16 protein-coding genes are annotated in these 16,358 nt (G+C 33.8%); 12 read left to right on the top strand and 4 right to left on the bottom strand.

Going from position 1 to position 16,358, the window contains the following annotated elements:
* The 4 genes from pyrE to secG form a co-directional block, all read right to left on the bottom strand.
* Nucleotides 1–612, bottom strand: a complete 612-nt coding sequence (pyrE, locus tag NIL_RS10050; RefSeq protein ID WP_187647618.1) for an orotate phosphoribosyltransferase — start codon at nt 610–612, stop codon at nt 1–3.
* A 276-nt stretch (nt 613–888) separates the two neighbouring features.
* On the bottom strand, nt 889–1,449 hold the full coding sequence (frr, locus tag NIL_RS10045) for a ribosome recycling factor (RefSeq protein WP_187647617.1): 561 nt from the start codon (nt 1,447–1,449) through the stop codon (nt 889–891).
* Between the two features lie 58 nt (nt 1,450–1,507).
* Entirely contained in the window at nt 1,508–2,494 is a 987-nt protein-coding gene (locus NIL_RS10040; RefSeq protein ID WP_246434438.1) for a polysaccharide deacetylase family protein, read from the bottom strand.
* A gap of 8 nt (nt 2,495–2,502) precedes the next feature.
* Nucleotides 2,503–2,838: a preprotein translocase subunit SecG gene (gene secG / locus NIL_RS10035; protein WP_187647616.1), complete on the bottom strand. Its 336-nt coding sequence runs from the start codon at nt 2,836–2,838 to the stop codon at nt 2,503–2,505.
* Nucleotides 2,839–2,913: 75 nt separating this feature from the next.
* Here secG and NIL_RS10030 point away from each other — a divergent pair, with 75 nt between their 5' ends.
* The 12 genes from NIL_RS10030 to hypF all read left to right on the top strand — a co-directional run bounded on the left by NIL_RS10030 (nt 2,914) and on the right by hypF (nt 16,278).
* Entirely contained in the window at nt 2,914–3,600 is a 687-nt protein-coding gene (locus NIL_RS10030) for a methyltransferase domain-containing protein (protein ID WP_187647615.1), read from the top strand.
* A complete protein-coding gene (locus NIL_RS10025) occupies nt 3,597–3,944 on the top strand; it encodes a hypothetical protein (RefSeq protein WP_187647614.1) in 348 nt (115 codons plus the stop codon). Before NIL_RS10030 ends, NIL_RS10025 begins: the two co-directional genes overlap by 4 nt.
* 6 nt (nt 3,945–3,950) lie before the next feature.
* Complete coding sequence (locus NIL_RS10020; protein ID WP_187647613.1) at nt 3,951–5,159, top strand: MFS transporter; 1,209 nt, start codon at nt 3,951–3,953, stop codon at nt 5,157–5,159.
* Between the two features lie 2 nt (nt 5,160–5,161).
* Complete coding sequence (locus tag NIL_RS10015; RefSeq protein WP_187647612.1) at nt 5,162–5,761, top strand: TetR/AcrR family transcriptional regulator; 600 nt, start codon at nt 5,162–5,164, stop codon at nt 5,759–5,761.
* Complete coding sequence (locus NIL_RS10010) at nt 5,751–6,629, top strand: NADH-quinone oxidoreductase subunit B family protein (protein ID WP_187647611.1); 879 nt, start codon at nt 5,751–5,753, stop codon at nt 6,627–6,629. The genes NIL_RS10015 and NIL_RS10010 overlap by 11 nt, the downstream gene beginning before the upstream one ends.
* Nucleotides 6,619–7,896 carry a nickel-dependent hydrogenase large subunit gene (locus NIL_RS10005; protein WP_187647610.1) on the top strand — a complete coding sequence of 426 codons (1,278 nt, stop codon included), beginning with the start codon at nt 6,619–6,621 and terminating at the stop codon, nt 7,894–7,896. The genes NIL_RS10010 and NIL_RS10005 overlap by 11 nt, the downstream gene beginning before the upstream one ends.
* A 105-nt stretch (nt 7,897–8,001) precedes the next feature.
* Complete coding sequence (locus NIL_RS10000) at nt 8,002–9,240, top strand: hydrogenase small subunit (RefSeq protein WP_246434437.1); 1,239 nt, start codon at nt 8,002–8,004, stop codon at nt 9,238–9,240.
* On the top strand, nt 9,240–10,970 hold the full coding sequence (locus NIL_RS09995) for a nickel-dependent hydrogenase large subunit (RefSeq protein WP_187647608.1): 1,731 nt from the start codon (nt 9,240–9,242) through the stop codon (nt 10,968–10,970). Before NIL_RS10000 ends, NIL_RS09995 begins: the two co-directional genes overlap by 1 nt.
* A gap of 12 nt (nt 10,971–10,982) precedes the next feature.
* On the top strand, nt 10,983–11,699 hold the full coding sequence (locus tag NIL_RS09990) for a cytochrome b/b6 domain-containing protein (RefSeq protein ID WP_187647607.1): 717 nt from the start codon (nt 10,983–10,985) through the stop codon (nt 11,697–11,699).
* Nucleotides 11,700–11,749: 50 nt separating this feature from the next.
* Nucleotides 11,750–12,301, top strand: coding sequence for a HyaD/HybD family hydrogenase maturation endopeptidase (locus NIL_RS09985; RefSeq protein WP_187647606.1), 552 nt, complete (start codon nt 11,750–11,752; stop codon nt 12,299–12,301).
* Nucleotides 12,285–14,117: a hypothetical protein gene (locus NIL_RS09980; protein WP_187647605.1), complete on the top strand. Its 1,833-nt coding sequence runs from the start codon at nt 12,285–12,287 to the stop codon at nt 14,115–14,117. Before NIL_RS09985 ends, NIL_RS09980 begins: the two co-directional genes overlap by 17 nt.
* A 13-nt stretch (nt 14,118–14,130) precedes the next feature.
* The gene (hypF, locus tag NIL_RS09975; protein ID WP_246434436.1) at nt 14,131–16,278 is read left to right on the top strand and encodes a carbamoyltransferase HypF; all 2,148 of its coding nucleotides are present in this window, start codon (nt 14,131–14,133) and stop codon (nt 16,276–16,278) included.
* Nucleotides 16,279–16,358: the final 80 nt, after the last annotated feature.

Below are 16,358 nucleotides of genomic sequence, written 5' to 3'. Positions count from 1 at the left end.
CTAATTGCCTCTACTTCCGGGTTTAATAGGTTTACTGCCCTCTTTGCACATAGGACACTCATCCTCAGTATATATAGGGAAATTAAAATCTTCTAAAGCGAAAAAAGGCAAGTTTTTCGGTAGTTTACATTCATTTTTTCTATCTAAGTTAGAACCTACTCTTGTACAAATTCCTCTATTAGCTAAAGCGGCAAAACCTATTATCTGCGCACCTCTTTTTTCTACTTCCTGTGCCGCTTCCATAGCTGAGCCGCCTGTTGTAATGATATCTTCACATATAAGGATTTTTTCACCAGGAGAAACTTCAAAACCTCGTCGAAGAGTCATCTCTCCATCTTTTCTCTCAGTAAAAATAAATCTTACACCCAAAGCACGGGCTAATTCGTATCCGGCTAAAAGTCCTCCTATTGCAGGAGAACAAACGGTATCTACTTCAAGTGGATAATCTTTTATCTGTTTAGCTAGTTCTTGTGCTAGTTTTTCAGCTAATTTAGGATTTTCCAAAACTTTGGCGCTTTGTAGATAGTTTGGACTGTGTTTACCACTAGAGAGCAGAAAATGTCCCTCCAAAAGTGCACCGCTGTCTTTATATATTTTTTCGATATCAAGCATTTTTATCCTTTATATTGTTTGGATAGAAATATCAAGTTTTTAATCAAAACTTAAAAAACTTCGAAGTTTGCAAGCAAAGCAGTTTGCTTACTCAACCTTTGGCTTATTTAACCGAAAACTTGTTTCGCTTTACTCAGCTTAGTTTTCTCCAAGGTAACCTAGCTGTTCATATGCTCATCACTAAAATCCTTGATTTTAGGATTCGCATAAATTCGCAGCTTTTGCTAAGGTACGCAAGCAAAGCAATTTGCTTGCTCAGCCTTTGGCTGACCTTAGCTATACCTTCATAATCTCTTGCTCTTTAGCTTTAACAAGCTCATCCACTTTCTTTACGAATTCGTCTGTTATTTTTTGAACTTCTTCCAAAGCTTTTTTCTCTTCATCTTCTGTTATTACTTTATCTTTGAAAAGTTTTTTTATTTTATCGTTTGCGTCCCGTCTTACATTTCTTATGGCAATTTTTGCTTTTTCACCGAATTGTTTAGCTTTTTTCGATTCCTCTTTTCTTTGCTCCACAGTCATAGGAGGGAAAAATAGTTTTATCTGTTCTCCGTCGTTATTTGGGTTTACGCCAATATTCGCCTCTTGAATTGCTCTTTCTATCTCAGAAAGTAAAGATTTATCCCATGGAGATATTACAATTGTTGTAGCATCTGTAGCTACTACTGAAGCTGCCTGATTAAGTGGAGTTGGAGCACCATAGTAATCAACTTTAATATTTTCTACAACCGAAGTTGTTACACGTCCAGTTCTTAAAGTATTAAAGTCTTTTTTCATAACTTCAAGAGATTTTTGCATATGATCTCTAGCGTAATCGTATATTTCATTTAGTTTCATCTTTACTCCTTTTATGATTTTTTATTGTTAAACAGACAAAAGAGGTAGTAGTTTGTTTCTACTTAACTAAAATTTTGGTATTAATTTTACTATTTTTTACCTTTATAATCACTCTAACTCTATTTTTATTAAGTTTTATATTTAAAATTTCATCTACTATTCCATTTTTTACATCTACCCATCTCCAGCCATAGCCGCTAACGTAAAGTTGGGCTCTTTTGACATCTTCAAAAATCTTTACTTTTACCCTTTTAAGTATAGAGTCTTTAGGAAATTTTTTAGGTTCATACCAAATAGCGTTTAGATATTTTAGTTTCAATTTAGAGGCTATATCTACATTGCCCACCATAGCTACTCTATCAAGATCGAAAATATCGCTATATTCGTTTACAGCTCCGGCATTTTGATTTAAAATCGCCTCAAATCTAAAGCTTTTTATCACTTTTTTAACCCTATCGTCATACTCTCCGTAAGGATATGCGTAATATTTTGGCTTATAACCCAATCTTTTTTGAAAAATATCGATAGCTTTTTTCGTATCTTTTTTTATCTTTTCGTCGCTAAGGTGTGTTAGATGCGGATGAGAATGAGAGTGGAGACCTATTTCGCCATAATTTGAACAGTCGTTAATCTGTTCCCAGTTCATAAAATCTCCATATCTATTTTCACTTGGCTTTGTGGATACAAAAATAGTAAAAGGATAATCATACTCTTTGAAAATTTTAAGAGCGTTTTCATAAAAACTTTTATAACCGTCATCTATAGTTAAAACAACCCAATTATCCGGGATTTTTTTTCTGTTTTTTAAAGCTTTTACAAGTTTTTTTAGAGGAATCACTTCATACCCATTTTTTTTTAGATATTCAAACTCTCTTTTTAACTCTTTTATAGAAGTATTAGTAGAAGGATATCTGTCGTCACCAAACCTGTGATATACGAAAATGTGAGCGTCGGCTTTTAGAGTGATGAATGATGAGTGATGAGTGAAGGATAAAAGATAGAGGAAAAATAAGAGTAAAAACTTACTTTTCCTAAAACTCTCCAAAATTTATCCTAATTTGTAGTTGGTACACTCGGTACTTCTTCTGCCTTATTTTTTACCGGAACTTCAGGTATAGGTACTTTAGTTTTTGTCTCTATCTCATCTATAACTGATTTGTTATACTCTTTGTTGTACATATATCCTAAAGTTATAGTATTTATAACAAAGATAGCTCCTAGTGTAAAAGTTATTTTCGCTAAAAAACCTTGAGGTCCTTTGGCACCGAAAAGAGATTCATTGCTTCCGCTATATGCACCCAAACCTATAGAAGAGCTTTTTTGTAACAATATTACGATTGTTAAAACTATGGCTAGGATGATTTGAACTATAAAAAGAATCTGAATCATTAATTTACCCTCTAATGCGAAAAATTTAAGTCAATTATACCTAAATTATTTTATAATTTGGTTAAAAAGGAAGTTATGAAGCCGGTAAAAGAGTTTTCTAGATTTGCTAAAAGTTATCAAAAATATAAGATCATCCAAAAGAGAGTTGCTTCATATCTAGTCTCTAAAGTAGAGCAAAAACCTAAAAAAATTCTCGATTTAGGAGCAGGAAGCGGTGAAATTTACCGCAATATAGATTGGCAGTTTGATAGATTCATAGCTGCTGACAAATCTGAAAATATGTTAATACTTCACCCGGATAAAAATGTTAAAAAGATAGTTTGCGACTTTAATCAAAAAAGCTGTTTTGAGAAACTGAAAAGAGAGAAATTTGATTTTGTTTTTTCTTCTTCGGCTTTACAATGGAGCTCAAACCTGGATTTTACTCTTAAAGAGATCTCATCTTTTAAAAAACCGTGTGCATTTTCAATATTTACAGATAAAACATTTGAAACTATACATAAAATCGCCTCTTTAGATTCACCTATATATTCCTTGGAAGAGATTTTATATTCGATTAACAACTATTTTTTGATAAACTATGAGATTAAAAGATATCGCCTCTTTTTTGAGGATAAATATTTGATGTTTAGATATATCAAAAAAAGCGGTGTAAGTTCGGGTGAAAAGAGACTCTCATACAAAGAGACAAAAGAGCTCATAAGAAGATATCCACACTCTTATCTTGAGTTTGAAGTAGTGCTTATATGGACAAAATTATGAAAAAAGCTGTTTTGATTCTTCTTTTTATAACTTTTTCGATGTTTGCCAACGAAGTTAAATGTAAAATCGAGTATGAGAGAATATACTGTACATATTTGATAAATAGATCAGATAACGAAAACGGGAAAAAGGTTACTTTTTATTGGTATTCACCTACAGGGAATGATGACAGAGTCAGAACATTTGAGGTTCCTCCGTATTATGGTTCTGTATATGATTACAGATATTTACCAGGGCGTGAAAAAGGTAAATGGAGAGTAGTTGTAAAAGATTTAGATACAAATAAAAGCGCGGAGACGAGTTTTGTTATCGAGTGTGAAAATGAAGAGTTTTTCGAGGAATAATTTAGTTTGGTAGATAGATTCTCTTCACATATCAAAAATATTCTTCATGGTTTTTTTTTGGCAGTTGCCACTACTATAGCCGAACCCTCTACCGTTCTTCCTTTAATAGTTCATCATTTTAGTTCAAGCAATATTTTAGTTGGGATTTTTGCATCTTTACTAAGAGGCGGAGCTATAGTAGTTCAGCTTTATGCTGCTTTTAACGCACAGACATATAAAGTGGTGATGCCCTATCTAAAAAGGGTGTTTCTTGCAAGATTTCTAAGCTGGTTCGGTATAGGGGCTGCAATATATCTTTTTGGGGAGAGCTATCCTACATTAACACTTGTTCTTATTGCAGTAGGACTTTTTATCTTTTCTTTTTCTGCAGGGTTTGGAGCCATATATTTCAAAGAGATTTTGGCAAAAGTCTTTTCCCACAAGTTTCGTGGAATCACTATGAGCTATAGGCAGTTTTTTGCAGGTTTTGGTGCTATTTTAAGTGGTGCTGTAACCGGATATATATTGCAACATTTTCAAGCCCCCCAAAGTTATGCATATCTTTTTATGATAAGCGCTATTTTGATGGGATTTGGATTAGTTGCTTTTTCTACTATAGAAGAGCCTATAAAAGAGAATGTTTCTAAAAAAGAGAAAAGTTTTAAGGAGTTTTTGAAGAAATCTTTTAACTATATAAAAGTAGATAAAGCTTTAAAATATCAAATAATTACTATTTTATTGTCCTATGGTTATCTTTTTGCCATGCCTTTTGTAATTTTAGAGGCAAAAGAGAAGATTGATTTAAGCGGATATTTTGTTGGTACTCTTATTTCAGTTCAGATGAGCGGTGCTATAATAAGCAATCTATTATGGGGGAAACTCTCTTCTATAAGAAGAAATAAAATAATTGTTATAATCTCATTTATAGTTTTAATAATTGCTTTTTTGTTGGCTGCACTATTTAAAGAAAAAATAGTTTATATGGTTATATTTTTTCTTTTTGGAATGGCAAGTGATGGATTTAGACTAGCGGCAAATAATCTTATTTTGATAATAGCCCCTGAAGAGAAGAGACCAGTTTATGTTGCTTTGCAAGCTAATATTACCTCTTTGGGACTCTTTTTTTCTATTCCCGGTGGATTCGTTTTAAGATATTTTGGATATGATATTTTGTATATTGTCACACTACTTATTTTAAGTATAGGTTTACTGTTTAGCTTTAGATTAAGGGAGTAAATATGGTAAAAGGAAGCAGAAAAGAGCAAAGAAAGATAGAGATTATGGATACAGCTTTGAAACTTTTTTCAACAGATGGCTTTTATGCTGTGACGATTGCCGATATAGCAAAAGAACTTGGAATGAGTGTAGGAAATATTTATAACTATTTTAGTTCTAAAGATGCTCTTGCAAAAGAACTTATTATGTATATTTCCAAAATTTTGGGTTCAAATATTCGTCAAATCAATATGGAAAAGATAAGCGCTAAAGAGAAGATAGAAAAAATTGTTAGATTTTATTTCAATATTGCAAAAGAGCGTCCTGAACTTATAGACTATTTTTTAAGAGTCTATTTATCTCATCGAGAAGTATTTAAAGATGGATGTGAAGGTATGATTTGTGTGAGTCCATTTGTTACGGAGATTATGATATTTTTTGAAGAGGGAGTAAAAAATGGAGAGCTTAGAGAACAGGATTTTTTCAGTGCATTTGGTCTTTTTATGGGATATCTTGGGGGTATGGTCTATTTAAAAGGGGAAGGTATGCTTCCAAATGATCTAGATTTTTATGTAAAAAGTATATCGGAAAATATATATAGAGCTTTGAAAAATGAAGAGTAAAATTGTTTGGATACAAGGGGTAACCTGTAACGGTAATTCTCACTCATTTTTAAATTATCAAAATCTAGATATTTTTTTAAAAAAAGTAGAATTTCTTTATCATCCTTTATTGCCATCAAAATATAGTCTAAAAGAACTTTATGAAAAGAGATTTGATTTTGATGTTTTGATAGTTGAAGGAGCTATTAAAAAGAGGTATGAAAGAGGTATTGTTTCATTATATACTCTTATTGAAAAGCTTTCATTAAAAGCTAAAAAAATTATTGCTGTAGGAACTTGTGCAACTTTTGGAGGAGTTTTTAAAAGTTATGATGAAAAAAATATAAAAGGATTGATTTTTGATGGGGAGGAAAAAAAGGGTTTTTTTAAAGAGCTAGAAGAAAAAGTTATAAATATTCCAGGGTGTCCTGCACATCCTGAATGGTTAATATACGTATTAAATATGATAGAAGCTAAAAAAAAGATTTTATTGGACGATTTTTTAAGACCTAAAGAGATTTATGCGTATACAGTTCATAGTGGATGTATAAGAAATGAGTATTTTGAGTGGAAAGTTGATGCAAAAAGTTTTGGAACCAAAGAGGGATGTCTTTTTTATGAGCAGGGTTGTCAAGCGCCATATACGCATGGAAGTTGCAACAAAATTTTATGGAATGAAGTAAACTCTAAAACAAGAGTGGGAATGCCTTGTTTAGGGTGTACCGAACCTACTTTTATGAAAGAAGAACCCTTTAAGACAAAAACCTATATGTCGATTCCTGCAAATATGCCTTTAGGTGTTCCTAAAAGGGCTTATCTCACGTTAACTGGAGTAGCAAAAAGTTTTAAGATAGAGAGATTAACCAAAAGATTGATAGATGAGAGTTGAACTGATAGAAAAAATAGAAGGTGAAGCCAAACTTGAATATAAATTCAAAGAAAATAAAATAGACTTTGTTAAGATAGTTTTTCCTCACTATCGAGGTATTGAAGAGATATTGAGAAATAGGCCCGTTTGGGACGCTTTAGCTATAAATCCAAGGGTTTGCGGAATTTGCGGGCATGCTCACCTTTTTGCTACTGTAAGGGCTATAGAAAATCTCTACCAAAATGCTGGTATAGATGTTAATATTACCGAAAAAGCCAAATTAATAAGAGAAATAACACTTTTTTGCGAACATATACAAAATCATTTAAAATGGATATATTTGGTTATTGTTCCTATTATGAAGAGTATCGCTAAAATAAATATAGATCAAAACAGTTTTTTAGAGATTCAAAAAGCTATTGTAAATATAAATAGAGTACTAGCTATTTTTAGTGGTCAGTGGCCTCACTCATCATATATGGTACCAGGAGGTGTCGTATGCGATCCAACCAATTTGGATATTATGCAAGCAAGAAACTTTTTAAAAAATGCTTTATATATAGTAGAAAAAAGAGTTTTTGAAAATATGGCTTTTGAGGAGATTACTGTTTCTGAGCTTGAAAAAAGCAGAACAGACTCCGGAAAAATTTTTAGATTTTTAAAAGAAAACTCTTTATTATCTATAGGAAAAGCTAACGATAGATATCTTATTTTTGGTGAACACTCTTTTACAAAAAGAGTAAAAATAATAAAGACAGTAAGCTATCCGGTAAAAATTAAGTATGTAAAAGAGAAAAGTCAAAAAAGTGGATTTGCAAAAAATGTAACATATAAAAACAACTACTATGAAACGGGTCCGCTTGCTAGGATGATGCTTCTAAAACCAAATCTAATAAAGCAGCTACATAGGGTTTATAAAGATGGAATTTCTACTAGAATTTTTGCTAGAGTTCTTGAAATTCTTTTTTTATTAAAAAAGGTGGAGGCACATTTAAACAGTATTGAGCTTTCTCAAAAATCATACAATCATATTAAAACTGAGATAAAAGAAGGTTTTGGCGAATCAGCGGTAGAGGCAGCTAGAGGCTCATTAATACATAAAATCTGGATAGAAAAAAATAGAATAAAAAAATATGAAATTATTACACCTACTCAGTGGAATCTCTCTAATGGAACTCTCCAAAATCCTGCAACCGCTCAAAAAGCAATGATAGGTTTGAAAAACAGTAAGTTAGCAGAGCTTGTATTTAGAACTTTTGATGTCTGCTCGGTATGCACTACTCATTAGTTCCAAAATTAAATAAGAAACAAAAAAAACAGCAAAAATTTTATCTAGATATAAGAAAAAATTATTTAATATTGTGAATGATTACTCATTTATAAAGGAGTGAAAGTGAACAGAGAACATTTAAGAGGACTGTTTAGTGCCAAAAGTGCTAGGGTAAATACCAATAAAGGTGAAGAGTATTACAACTCTTTGTATGAAAGATGTAAAGCCAGACTCGAAGAGCTAAAAAAGCTAAAACCCGTTAACAATGTAAATATTATGGAGGTTTTGGAAGACGAGGGAATAAATAGAAGGGATTTTTTGAAGTGGGCAAGCGCTATGACGGCAACATTGATGCTGCCTGCCTCTTTTACTCCGCTTGTTGCTGAAGCAGCCGAGGTTATGAACAGAGTTCCAGTAATATGGATAGAACTTCAAGATTGTGCCGGAAACTCGGAAGCTTTGCTTAGAAGTGATGGACCTAAAGTAGATGAGATTATACTAGATATTATCTCTTTAGAGTTTCACGAAACCTTGATGGCTGCAGCTGGACATCAGGCAGAAGAGCAGCTTGAAGACGCTATGCATCATTTCAAAGGTAAATATCTTCTTTTTGTTGAAGGAGCTATTCCTTTAGCTAACGGCGGAGTTTATGGAACAATAGGCGCAAGTGGTGAAACTTTTGAAGAACATTTACATAGAGTAGCAAAAGATGCAGCAGCGGTTGTTGCTGTGGGAACTTGCGCAACTTTTGGCGGCGTACCGGCAGCGGCGCCAAATCCTACTGGAGCCGTTGGAGTTATGGATATCGTAAAAGGAAAACCTATTGTTAATATCCCTGCGTGTCCAGCTAATCCCGCAAATATGGTAGGTGTTATTTTACATTATGTACTTACTGGACAGATTCCTGAATTGGATTCTCTCCTTAGACCAAAATTTGCTTTTGGTTATAGAATCCACGATAACTGTGAAAGAAGAGCTCACTTTGATGCTGGAGAGTTTGTTGAAGAGTGGGGTGATGAAGGAGCCAAAAATAATTTCTGTCTATATAAAGTAGGATGTAAAGGACCTATGACTTTCAATAACTGTTCAATTATAAGGTATAATGAAGCAGTTAACTGGCCTATTGGAGCCGGACATGGTTGTATCGGCTGTAGTGAGCCAGATTTTTGGGATAAATACGCTTACGAAAGACCTATGGCGGACGCTAATATAAAAGCACCTACTGGAGGAGTAGAAAAAACCGTTGACGAATTTGGTTTAGGATTGCTAACAGCTGCGGCTGTAGGTATAGGAATTCATGCGGCCTTTAGTGCGGTAGCGGGCAAAAAAGAAGAATGTGAGATTGAAGAAGGAGATAGATAATGGGAAAGCATATAGTAGTTGATCCTATAACAAGAATCGAAGGACACCTAAGAATCGAAGCTATTATAGATGATAACAATACGATTGTAGATGCATATAGCTCTTCAACTATGTTTAGAGGGATTGAGGAGATTTTAAAGGGAAGAGATCCAAGAGACTGCGGTCTTTTGGCGATGAGAATATGTGGAGTTTGCACCGGAACGCACTACCAAAGAAGTATAGAGGCGGTAGAGCATGCTTTTGGAGTTACTATTCCTAAAAATGCAAGGATAGTTAGAAATCTGATCCAAGGTGCTCTATATGTACATGACCATGTGGTGCATTTTTATCATCTTCATGCACTTGATTGGGTTGATATCACAAAAGCTTTGGAAGCGGATCCTAAAAAGACTGTAGATGAAGCGTTTAAATGGGCGAAAATAGCCGGAACAAATCCATGGGTAGCAGATGCTTCAAAGTTTGGCGAAGTGCAAGAGAGACTTAAAAAATTTGTAAAACAAGGAAGGCTCGGACCATTTGCCAAAGCTTACTGGGGAAATCCGCATTATAAGCTTACCCCAGAGCAAAATCTTTTAGCAGTAACTCACTATCTTCAAGCTTTAGATCTTCAAAGAGACGCCGCAAAAATGATGGCAATTTTCGGTGGTAAAAACCCTCACCCGCAAAGCATTGTAGTTGGCGGTGTGACATGTGTTCAAGATATTAAAAATCCTGCTCGTATTGCACTGTTTAAAGATCTTTTGATGAACTTTAGAAGGTTTATAAAGCAAGCTTACTTGCCAGATGTATATATGGCAGGAACTATGTATGCAGATGAAGCTCTTGACGGTACAGGCGGTGGACTCAAGAACTATCTTGTATATGGCGATTTTAGACTTGATGATACAGGTTTTTACAACTCTAAACTTCTATTTCCAAGTGGTATAGTATTAAATGGAGATTTAAGTAAAGTAATAGAATTTGATCAAGAAAAAGTTAAGGAAGACGTGACTCACGCCTGGTATAAAGGCGGTGAGGCTCTACATCCTTTTGACGGTAGAACTGAGCCTAATTATACCGGATTTGGTAAAAAAGAGAACGGTATAGCTTATCTAGATACTAAAGGAAAATATAGCTGGATTAAATCTCCACTATATGACGATCACAGAGTAGAAGTTGGGCCTCTTGCTAGAATGGTGGTAGGAGTTGCGAAAAAAGATCCAAGAATTAGCGAATATGTTACTAGATTTTTGAAAAATGGAAATCTACCTGTAAAAGTTCTTTTCTCAACTGTTGGAAGAACTGCAGCAAGAGCTATTGAAACAGAGTTGATGGCAGATATAATGGTTGAATGGGTTGATGAATTGGCCGCAAATGTGGCAGCAGGAGATCTCTCAACGTGGACAGAATTTGATTTTGATACAGTTAGTAAAGATGCAGAGGGATATGGATTAGCAGAAGCCCCAAGAGGTGCGTTGGGACACTGGGTAAAAATCAAAGATGGCAAAGTTGAAAATTATCAAGCTGTAGTGCCTTCTACTTGGAATGCAGCGCCAAGAGATTATAAGGGAAGAATGGGAGCTTATGAGGCTAGCTTAATAGGAACTAAAGTTGCAAATCCTGAAGAGCCTCTTGAAATCTTAAGAACTATTCACAGTTTTGACCCTTGTATTGCATGTGCGGTTCACATAGTGAATACCAAAGGAAGAGAGTTAGGTGAATTTAAAGTGAATACCTCTTGCTCTATTTAAGGAGGAATTATTATGAAAACTTCGAGAGAATCGTATGTAAGAATAAAGAGGATGACTCCTTTTATGAGGGTCAACCATTGGGTAGTCGCAATTAGTATGATAGGTGCTATTGCTACCGGTTTATATATTGGACATCCTTATTACCAAACTTTTATCGCTGAACCGGCTGTAGATAAGTATGTAATGGCCTGGAACAGATGGATCCATTTTATATTAGCCATTATTTTTGATGTTAGCTCAATAGTGTTGGTGTATCTATACTTTTTTAGTAGATTTGAAAAGCCCTATAAAAAGCTAATACCAAATAGTGAAAATATAAAAGAGTTTATAGAAGTATTTATAAATCTTTTGACTTTTAACAGAGTAAAGAGGTTTGACAGTTCACATGTAGATAGTTTTCATGTGGTCTATTTCACCATTTTCCATCTACTTTTAGCGTGGATGCTTTTGACAGGGCTTCAGTTATATGTACACGGTCTGGCGTCGGGACAGAGCTCTATAGGGAGTTGGTGGCCTTGGGTACTTCATCTAGCTACTGATTGGACTATCGCGGTAACTGGTGGGACCTTGATGGATGTTAGAATTAGCCATCATATAACTATGTACATTATTATCGTTTGGATAATGTTTCATATATACTATATTGTTTGGAGAACAATCTTTTGGAGAGAAGGAGATATCTCTATTGTTTTTGGTGGATATAAATTTAAAAGAAAGAGAGCTGCTTGATAGATGGATGTGCGATTTTCGCATATCCGCTCTCTTAAAAGGATAAAGATTTGAGTTGTGTTATAGTGGGTGTGGGAAATATTCTTTTCAAAGATGAGGGAGTAGGTGTATATGCTGCCAAGTACCTAGAAAAGAATTATGAATTTGAAGATGGAGTAGAAGTTATAGACGGGGGTACCTTAGGTTTTAAACTGATGGGGTATTATCAAGAATATGATAAGGTTATTATTATTGATACCGTATCCATAAAAGATACTCCAGGCTCTATTTATAACCTGCCAAGTGATGTGTTGATAGGCCTTGGAAGTTATAGACAAACGGCACACGAAGTGGAAGTAGTTGAGATGCTTGAGATATGCTCTTTTTTGGATAAAATGGCAAAGGTAAATGTAGTTGGAGTTGTCCCGGAAGATATTGAGAGCGTAGATATAGATTTAACCGAAACTTTGAAAAAAACTTTTAATCTGTTGATCAACGAAGTATTAAATGAACTAAAAAAAGATAACATCTCTTATAAAAAAATAGATAGTGTAAGTTTGGAAGAGATTATAAAAGAGTACAATAATCCTACTATGAAAGGACTCGATGTTAATAAAGTTTAAATTTCCCTCACATTCAAACTATCTAGAAAAAAGAGTAAAATCCATTGCTAAACTCTCGAATATAAAAATAAAAACAGCAAAAAAGAGAGGATTTTTAATAATTGAAGCTAATGAGAAAGATGAAAATTTTGAAATATTTACTAAAAATTTAGATTTATATCTTTACAATTCTATCTTTTTGGAAGGCGTTGATTTTGAAGAGGGAGTTTTGGAAGAGGAGAGTGAGTTTATAGATGTTCCGCTAAGTATCGGAGTTTGCAACAAATGTGCGCAAGAGATGCTAGATATAAAATCTAAAAGATACTACTACCCTTTTACAGGATGTAATAGCTGCTCAAATCAATACGCCTTTTTTGACAAATATCCTTTTAAACGGGAAAATAGCTATTTAAGCGTTTTTCAGCCATGTCCTTCTTGTAAAGAAGAGTTAAAAAAAGATCCCTTTAGAGAAAACTTCTCTCTTATTAGTTGCCTTGATTGTAATATACCTATAAGAGTTGTGAACAAAAAAGGAACGAAAGAGTTTTGGGCAAATGAAAAAGATGACTATAAAAAAGCTTTTGAACTTATAGCCTCTGCTATCAAAAAAGGTGAAAGAGTAGCCGTTAAAACACTAAACGGATTTAAAACTTTTTATAAAGATCCAAGTCCAAAAAGCAAGGTACTAATCACAAATCTTGATAAGGCAAAGCATGAGTTTTTACTACTAAAACAAGAAATCAATGCGCTTTTTTCTATAGAAAGACCTATTGTTTATGCTACAACAACAAATGAAGAAATAAAAAAAAGGGTTTCAGCAGTTGTAGAACTGAAAGCTTTTGATGACGGTTTTACTCTTCTTTTAGCTAAGGAGTTGACAGAACTTGGATATATCTTTTATGAAGAAAACAAAGACGAGTATGATCTCAAAATGGACTTTTTGCTTAAAACAAATCTTTTAAAAGATGTGAAACTTTTTATGAATAAAAGATACAAACTCATAACTAGCGGGGAGAGGGTTATAATCCCAAAACCTTTAAATATCGATAAAGTAGCGATATATAGAGATTATGTGCTAAATGAAGGTATTTTGGATAAGGTTAATAGGTTTGAAGAGATCAGTGCAAAAGAGGTATATGTTTTTAAAGATGAAGAGATTGAACATCCAAATATTATAAAATCCGATATTGCAAGTTCAGCATTTTTATCTGTTTTAAGAGAAAACGGTATAGATAAAAAAAGTGTTGGAGTATATTTTGGTGATGAAAAAATCTTTTTATATTACGATAAAAAAGAGGTAAAAATAGTTTTCGATTTTGGTGCGGAACCGGAAAATATCGTTGAGCATATTAAAGTTTTAAGAGAAGGTTCAGACAGGCTAGTTGTTAACTATATAAACAGATTTGGTTCTTTGGATGATTTAGAGAAAATCAGCGGATTTTTTGAAAGAGCGGCCTTTTTAGTAGGTATAGATGGGGGATTTGAAGAGTTAAATCGTCTTGCTATGAATTTTGGAGGTAAAGGCGGATTGAGCGTGGATTGTCGCATAATCGATAATAGATTTAGTTACGAAGCTTTTTACGCATCTATAATGAGTTATAGACTCGGAAATACCGATAAGGTGCTTCTAAGTTACTCTATTTTTGAATCTTTAGGAGATTTTTTATCGAATACTCTTAATGAGCTAGGTAAAAAACTAAAAAGTGAAGAATTTGCTATCTGTGGAAAATATATAACAAATTCAGCTCTTTTTAGTAGATTTACTAGAAATATTCCAAAAGTGAAAACAAACAGAGAGTTTAGTGTAGATGAATTAAATATTTTTTATGGGATTTAGAGGCTTAAAAAATTTGAGCAGACTGAAAATTTATGTAAAAGGCATAGTTCAAGGTGTTGGTTTTAGACCCTTTGTTTACAATTTGGCAAAAGAGTTAAATCTCAAAGGATTTGTTAAAAATAGAGCCGATGGAGTGGAAATTGAGGTTGAGGGCGAGAGAGTAGGGGAGTTTTTAGATAGATTAAAAAAAGAGGCTCCTCCACTCTCTCAAATAGTAAAAGTTGAAGTAAAAGAGCTTCCTTTAAAAGAGTATGAAGAGTTTAAGATCTTAAAAAGCAAAGAGAGTTTCAAAGAAGCTTTCTTATCTCCTGATATTACGGTTTGTGATGAGTGTTTAGCTGAACTTAGAGAACCTGCAAACAAAAGATTTAACTATCCACTTATAAACTGTACAAACTGCGGACCAAGATTTACCATCATAAAGAGTCTTCCGTATGATAGGAAAAATACATCAATGTCTAGTTTTCCTATGTGCAAAGCGTGTGAAAGTGAATATAACGATCCAACAAATAGGCGTTACCATGCCCAGCCGATAAGTTGTTTTGAGTGTGGTCCCAAGGTAAGACTAAAAAAATTTGAACAATTAGAGGCGATAAAAGAGGCCGCAAAGCTTTTAAGTGACAAAAAAATCTTAGCTGTAAAAGGGGTTGGGGGTTATCATCTAGTTTGCAGAGCCGATGTTGATGAGGTGGTGAGAAAACTAAGAGATAGAAAAAAAAGGGCTAAAAAGCCCTTTGCCGTTATGTTTAAAAGTTTAGAAGAGATTGAAAAATATTGCGATTTAAGCAAAAAAGATAAAGAGCTGATTTTATCAAAAGAGAGACCCATAGTCGTAGTTAAAAAGAGGTTTGAGTGTTTTAATGAAGCGGCACCGGATATAGATAGACTTGGAGTCTTTTTGCCTTACAATCCTATTTATCATCTACTCTTTGATTACATAGATTTTCCTTTGGTCGTAACTAGCGCGAATATTAGCGAACAACCTATCTTAAAAGATGAAGATAATTTAAGTAGATTAAATGATGTTTATGATGAGACTCTTTGGTATGATAGAGAGATAGTAAACGGTTGTGATGATAGCGTTGCGGTATCAATAGCAGGTAAATCTCTTTTTTATAGACTCTCTAGAGGGTACGCTCCGAAAAGCTTTTTTATAGATAAGAATTTACCCTCTATTTTAGCCGTCGGGGCTAGACAGAAAAACAGCATTTCACTTGGATTTAAAAATTCTATCATTTTATCGCCGCATATTGGGGATATTAAAAATGTGGAGAGTTTTGAGTGTTTTAAAAAAATGATAGAAGTTTTTAAAAGGATTTACAGTTTTGAGCCCCAAATCGCAGTCTGCGATAAACACCCCTCTTATGAAACAACGGAGTTTGCAAAAAGTTTAGGGATAAAAGTTTGCGAAGTTCAGCACCATTTAGCTCATATCTACGCCGCTTATGCAGAAATGGCATTAACCGACCACCCATTAAAAAATGAGAAATTTATCGGTTTTAGCTGGGATGGAACAGGTTATGGAGATGATGGAAATATTTGGGGCGGAGAGGTATTTGTAGGAGATGAAAGAAGATACCATTTTAAATATTTTAAAATAACGGGCGGTGAAAAGGCTATAAAAGATATAAGACTAATAGCCTGGAGTCTAATGAGAGCCTACGGTTTTGAGGTAAAAGATAAACTTTTTAATCTAGCGTATGAAAAGAGTATAAATAGTTTTTATACAAGTTCGGTTGGAAGGCTTTTTGACGCTGTAGCTTTTTTATCCGGGCTTTGCGAATATCAAGATTATGAGGGCTATAGCGGACTTTTGGTCGAAAAGGCATATAGTGGAGGTGATGATAGATACGATTTTAAAGTTGATAATGGCGAGATTGAGATAGATTTTGAAACTCTAATCAATGATAAAAAAGAGAAAATTGCTACAAAATTTATCAATACGCTTTCTGAAATTATACTTTACATAGCTAAAAATGAAAATCTTCCGGTTATACTTACTGGCGGAGTATTCCAAAATAAAACTTTACTTGAAGAAACTATCAAAAAACTAAAAAAAGAGCAGATTCCTTACTTCTTTCCTACACAAACTCCCATTAATGATGGCGGAATCTCTTTGGGACAACTTTGGTATTGTGTAGCAAAAATGGTTAAAAATTAGACTGATTTTACTTCTGTTTACCTCATTCACCTTATTTGACCCTTTTTAATTTCATAAAGTTATTTGTAACATTTTTAGAT

Origin of the sequence: Nitrosophilus labii (assembly GCF_014466985.1) — a bacterium.
Taxonomy (GTDB): Bacteria; Campylobacterota; Campylobacteria; order Campylobacterales; family Nitratiruptoraceae; genus Nitrosophilus_A; species Nitrosophilus_A labii.
This window is presented reverse-complemented; position numbering and strand designations above follow the sequence as displayed.

What these genes read in the sequence shown, in the direction of transcription:
- pyrE (WP_187647618.1), bottom strand. Translation starts at nt 612, where the DNA reads ATGCTTGATATCGAAAAAATATATAAAGACAGCGGTGCACTTTTGGAG.
- frr (WP_187647617.1), bottom strand. Translation starts at nt 1,449, where the DNA reads ATGAAACTAAATGAAATATACGATTACGCTAGAGATCATATGCAAAAA.
- secG (WP_187647616.1), bottom strand. Translation starts at nt 2,838, where the DNA reads ATGATTCAGATTCTTTTTATAGTTCAAATCATCCTAGCCATAGTTTTA.
- NIL_RS10030 (WP_187647615.1), top strand. Translation starts at nt 2,914, where the DNA reads ATGAAGCCGGTAAAAGAGTTTTCTAGATTTGCTAAAAGTTATCAAAAA.
- NIL_RS10025 (WP_187647614.1), top strand. Translation starts at nt 3,597, where the DNA reads ATGAAAAAAGCTGTTTTGATTCTTCTTTTTATAACTTTTTCGATGTTT.
- NIL_RS10015 (WP_187647612.1), top strand. Translation starts at nt 5,162, where the DNA reads ATGGTAAAAGGAAGCAGAAAAGAGCAAAGAAAGATAGAGATTATGGAT.
- NIL_RS10010 (WP_187647611.1), top strand. Translation starts at nt 5,751, where the DNA reads ATGAAGAGTAAAATTGTTTGGATACAAGGGGTAACCTGTAACGGTAAT.
- NIL_RS10005 (WP_187647610.1), top strand. Translation starts at nt 6,619, where the DNA reads ATGAGAGTTGAACTGATAGAAAAAATAGAAGGTGAAGCCAAACTTGAA.
- NIL_RS09995 (WP_187647608.1), top strand. Translation starts at nt 9,240, where the DNA reads ATGGGAAAGCATATAGTAGTTGATCCTATAACAAGAATCGAAGGACAC.
- NIL_RS09990 (WP_187647607.1), top strand. Translation starts at nt 10,983, where the DNA reads ATGAAAACTTCGAGAGAATCGTATGTAAGAATAAAGAGGATGACTCCT.
- NIL_RS09980 (WP_187647605.1), top strand. Translation starts at nt 12,285, where the DNA reads ATGTTAATAAAGTTTAAATTTCCCTCACATTCAAACTATCTAGAAAAA.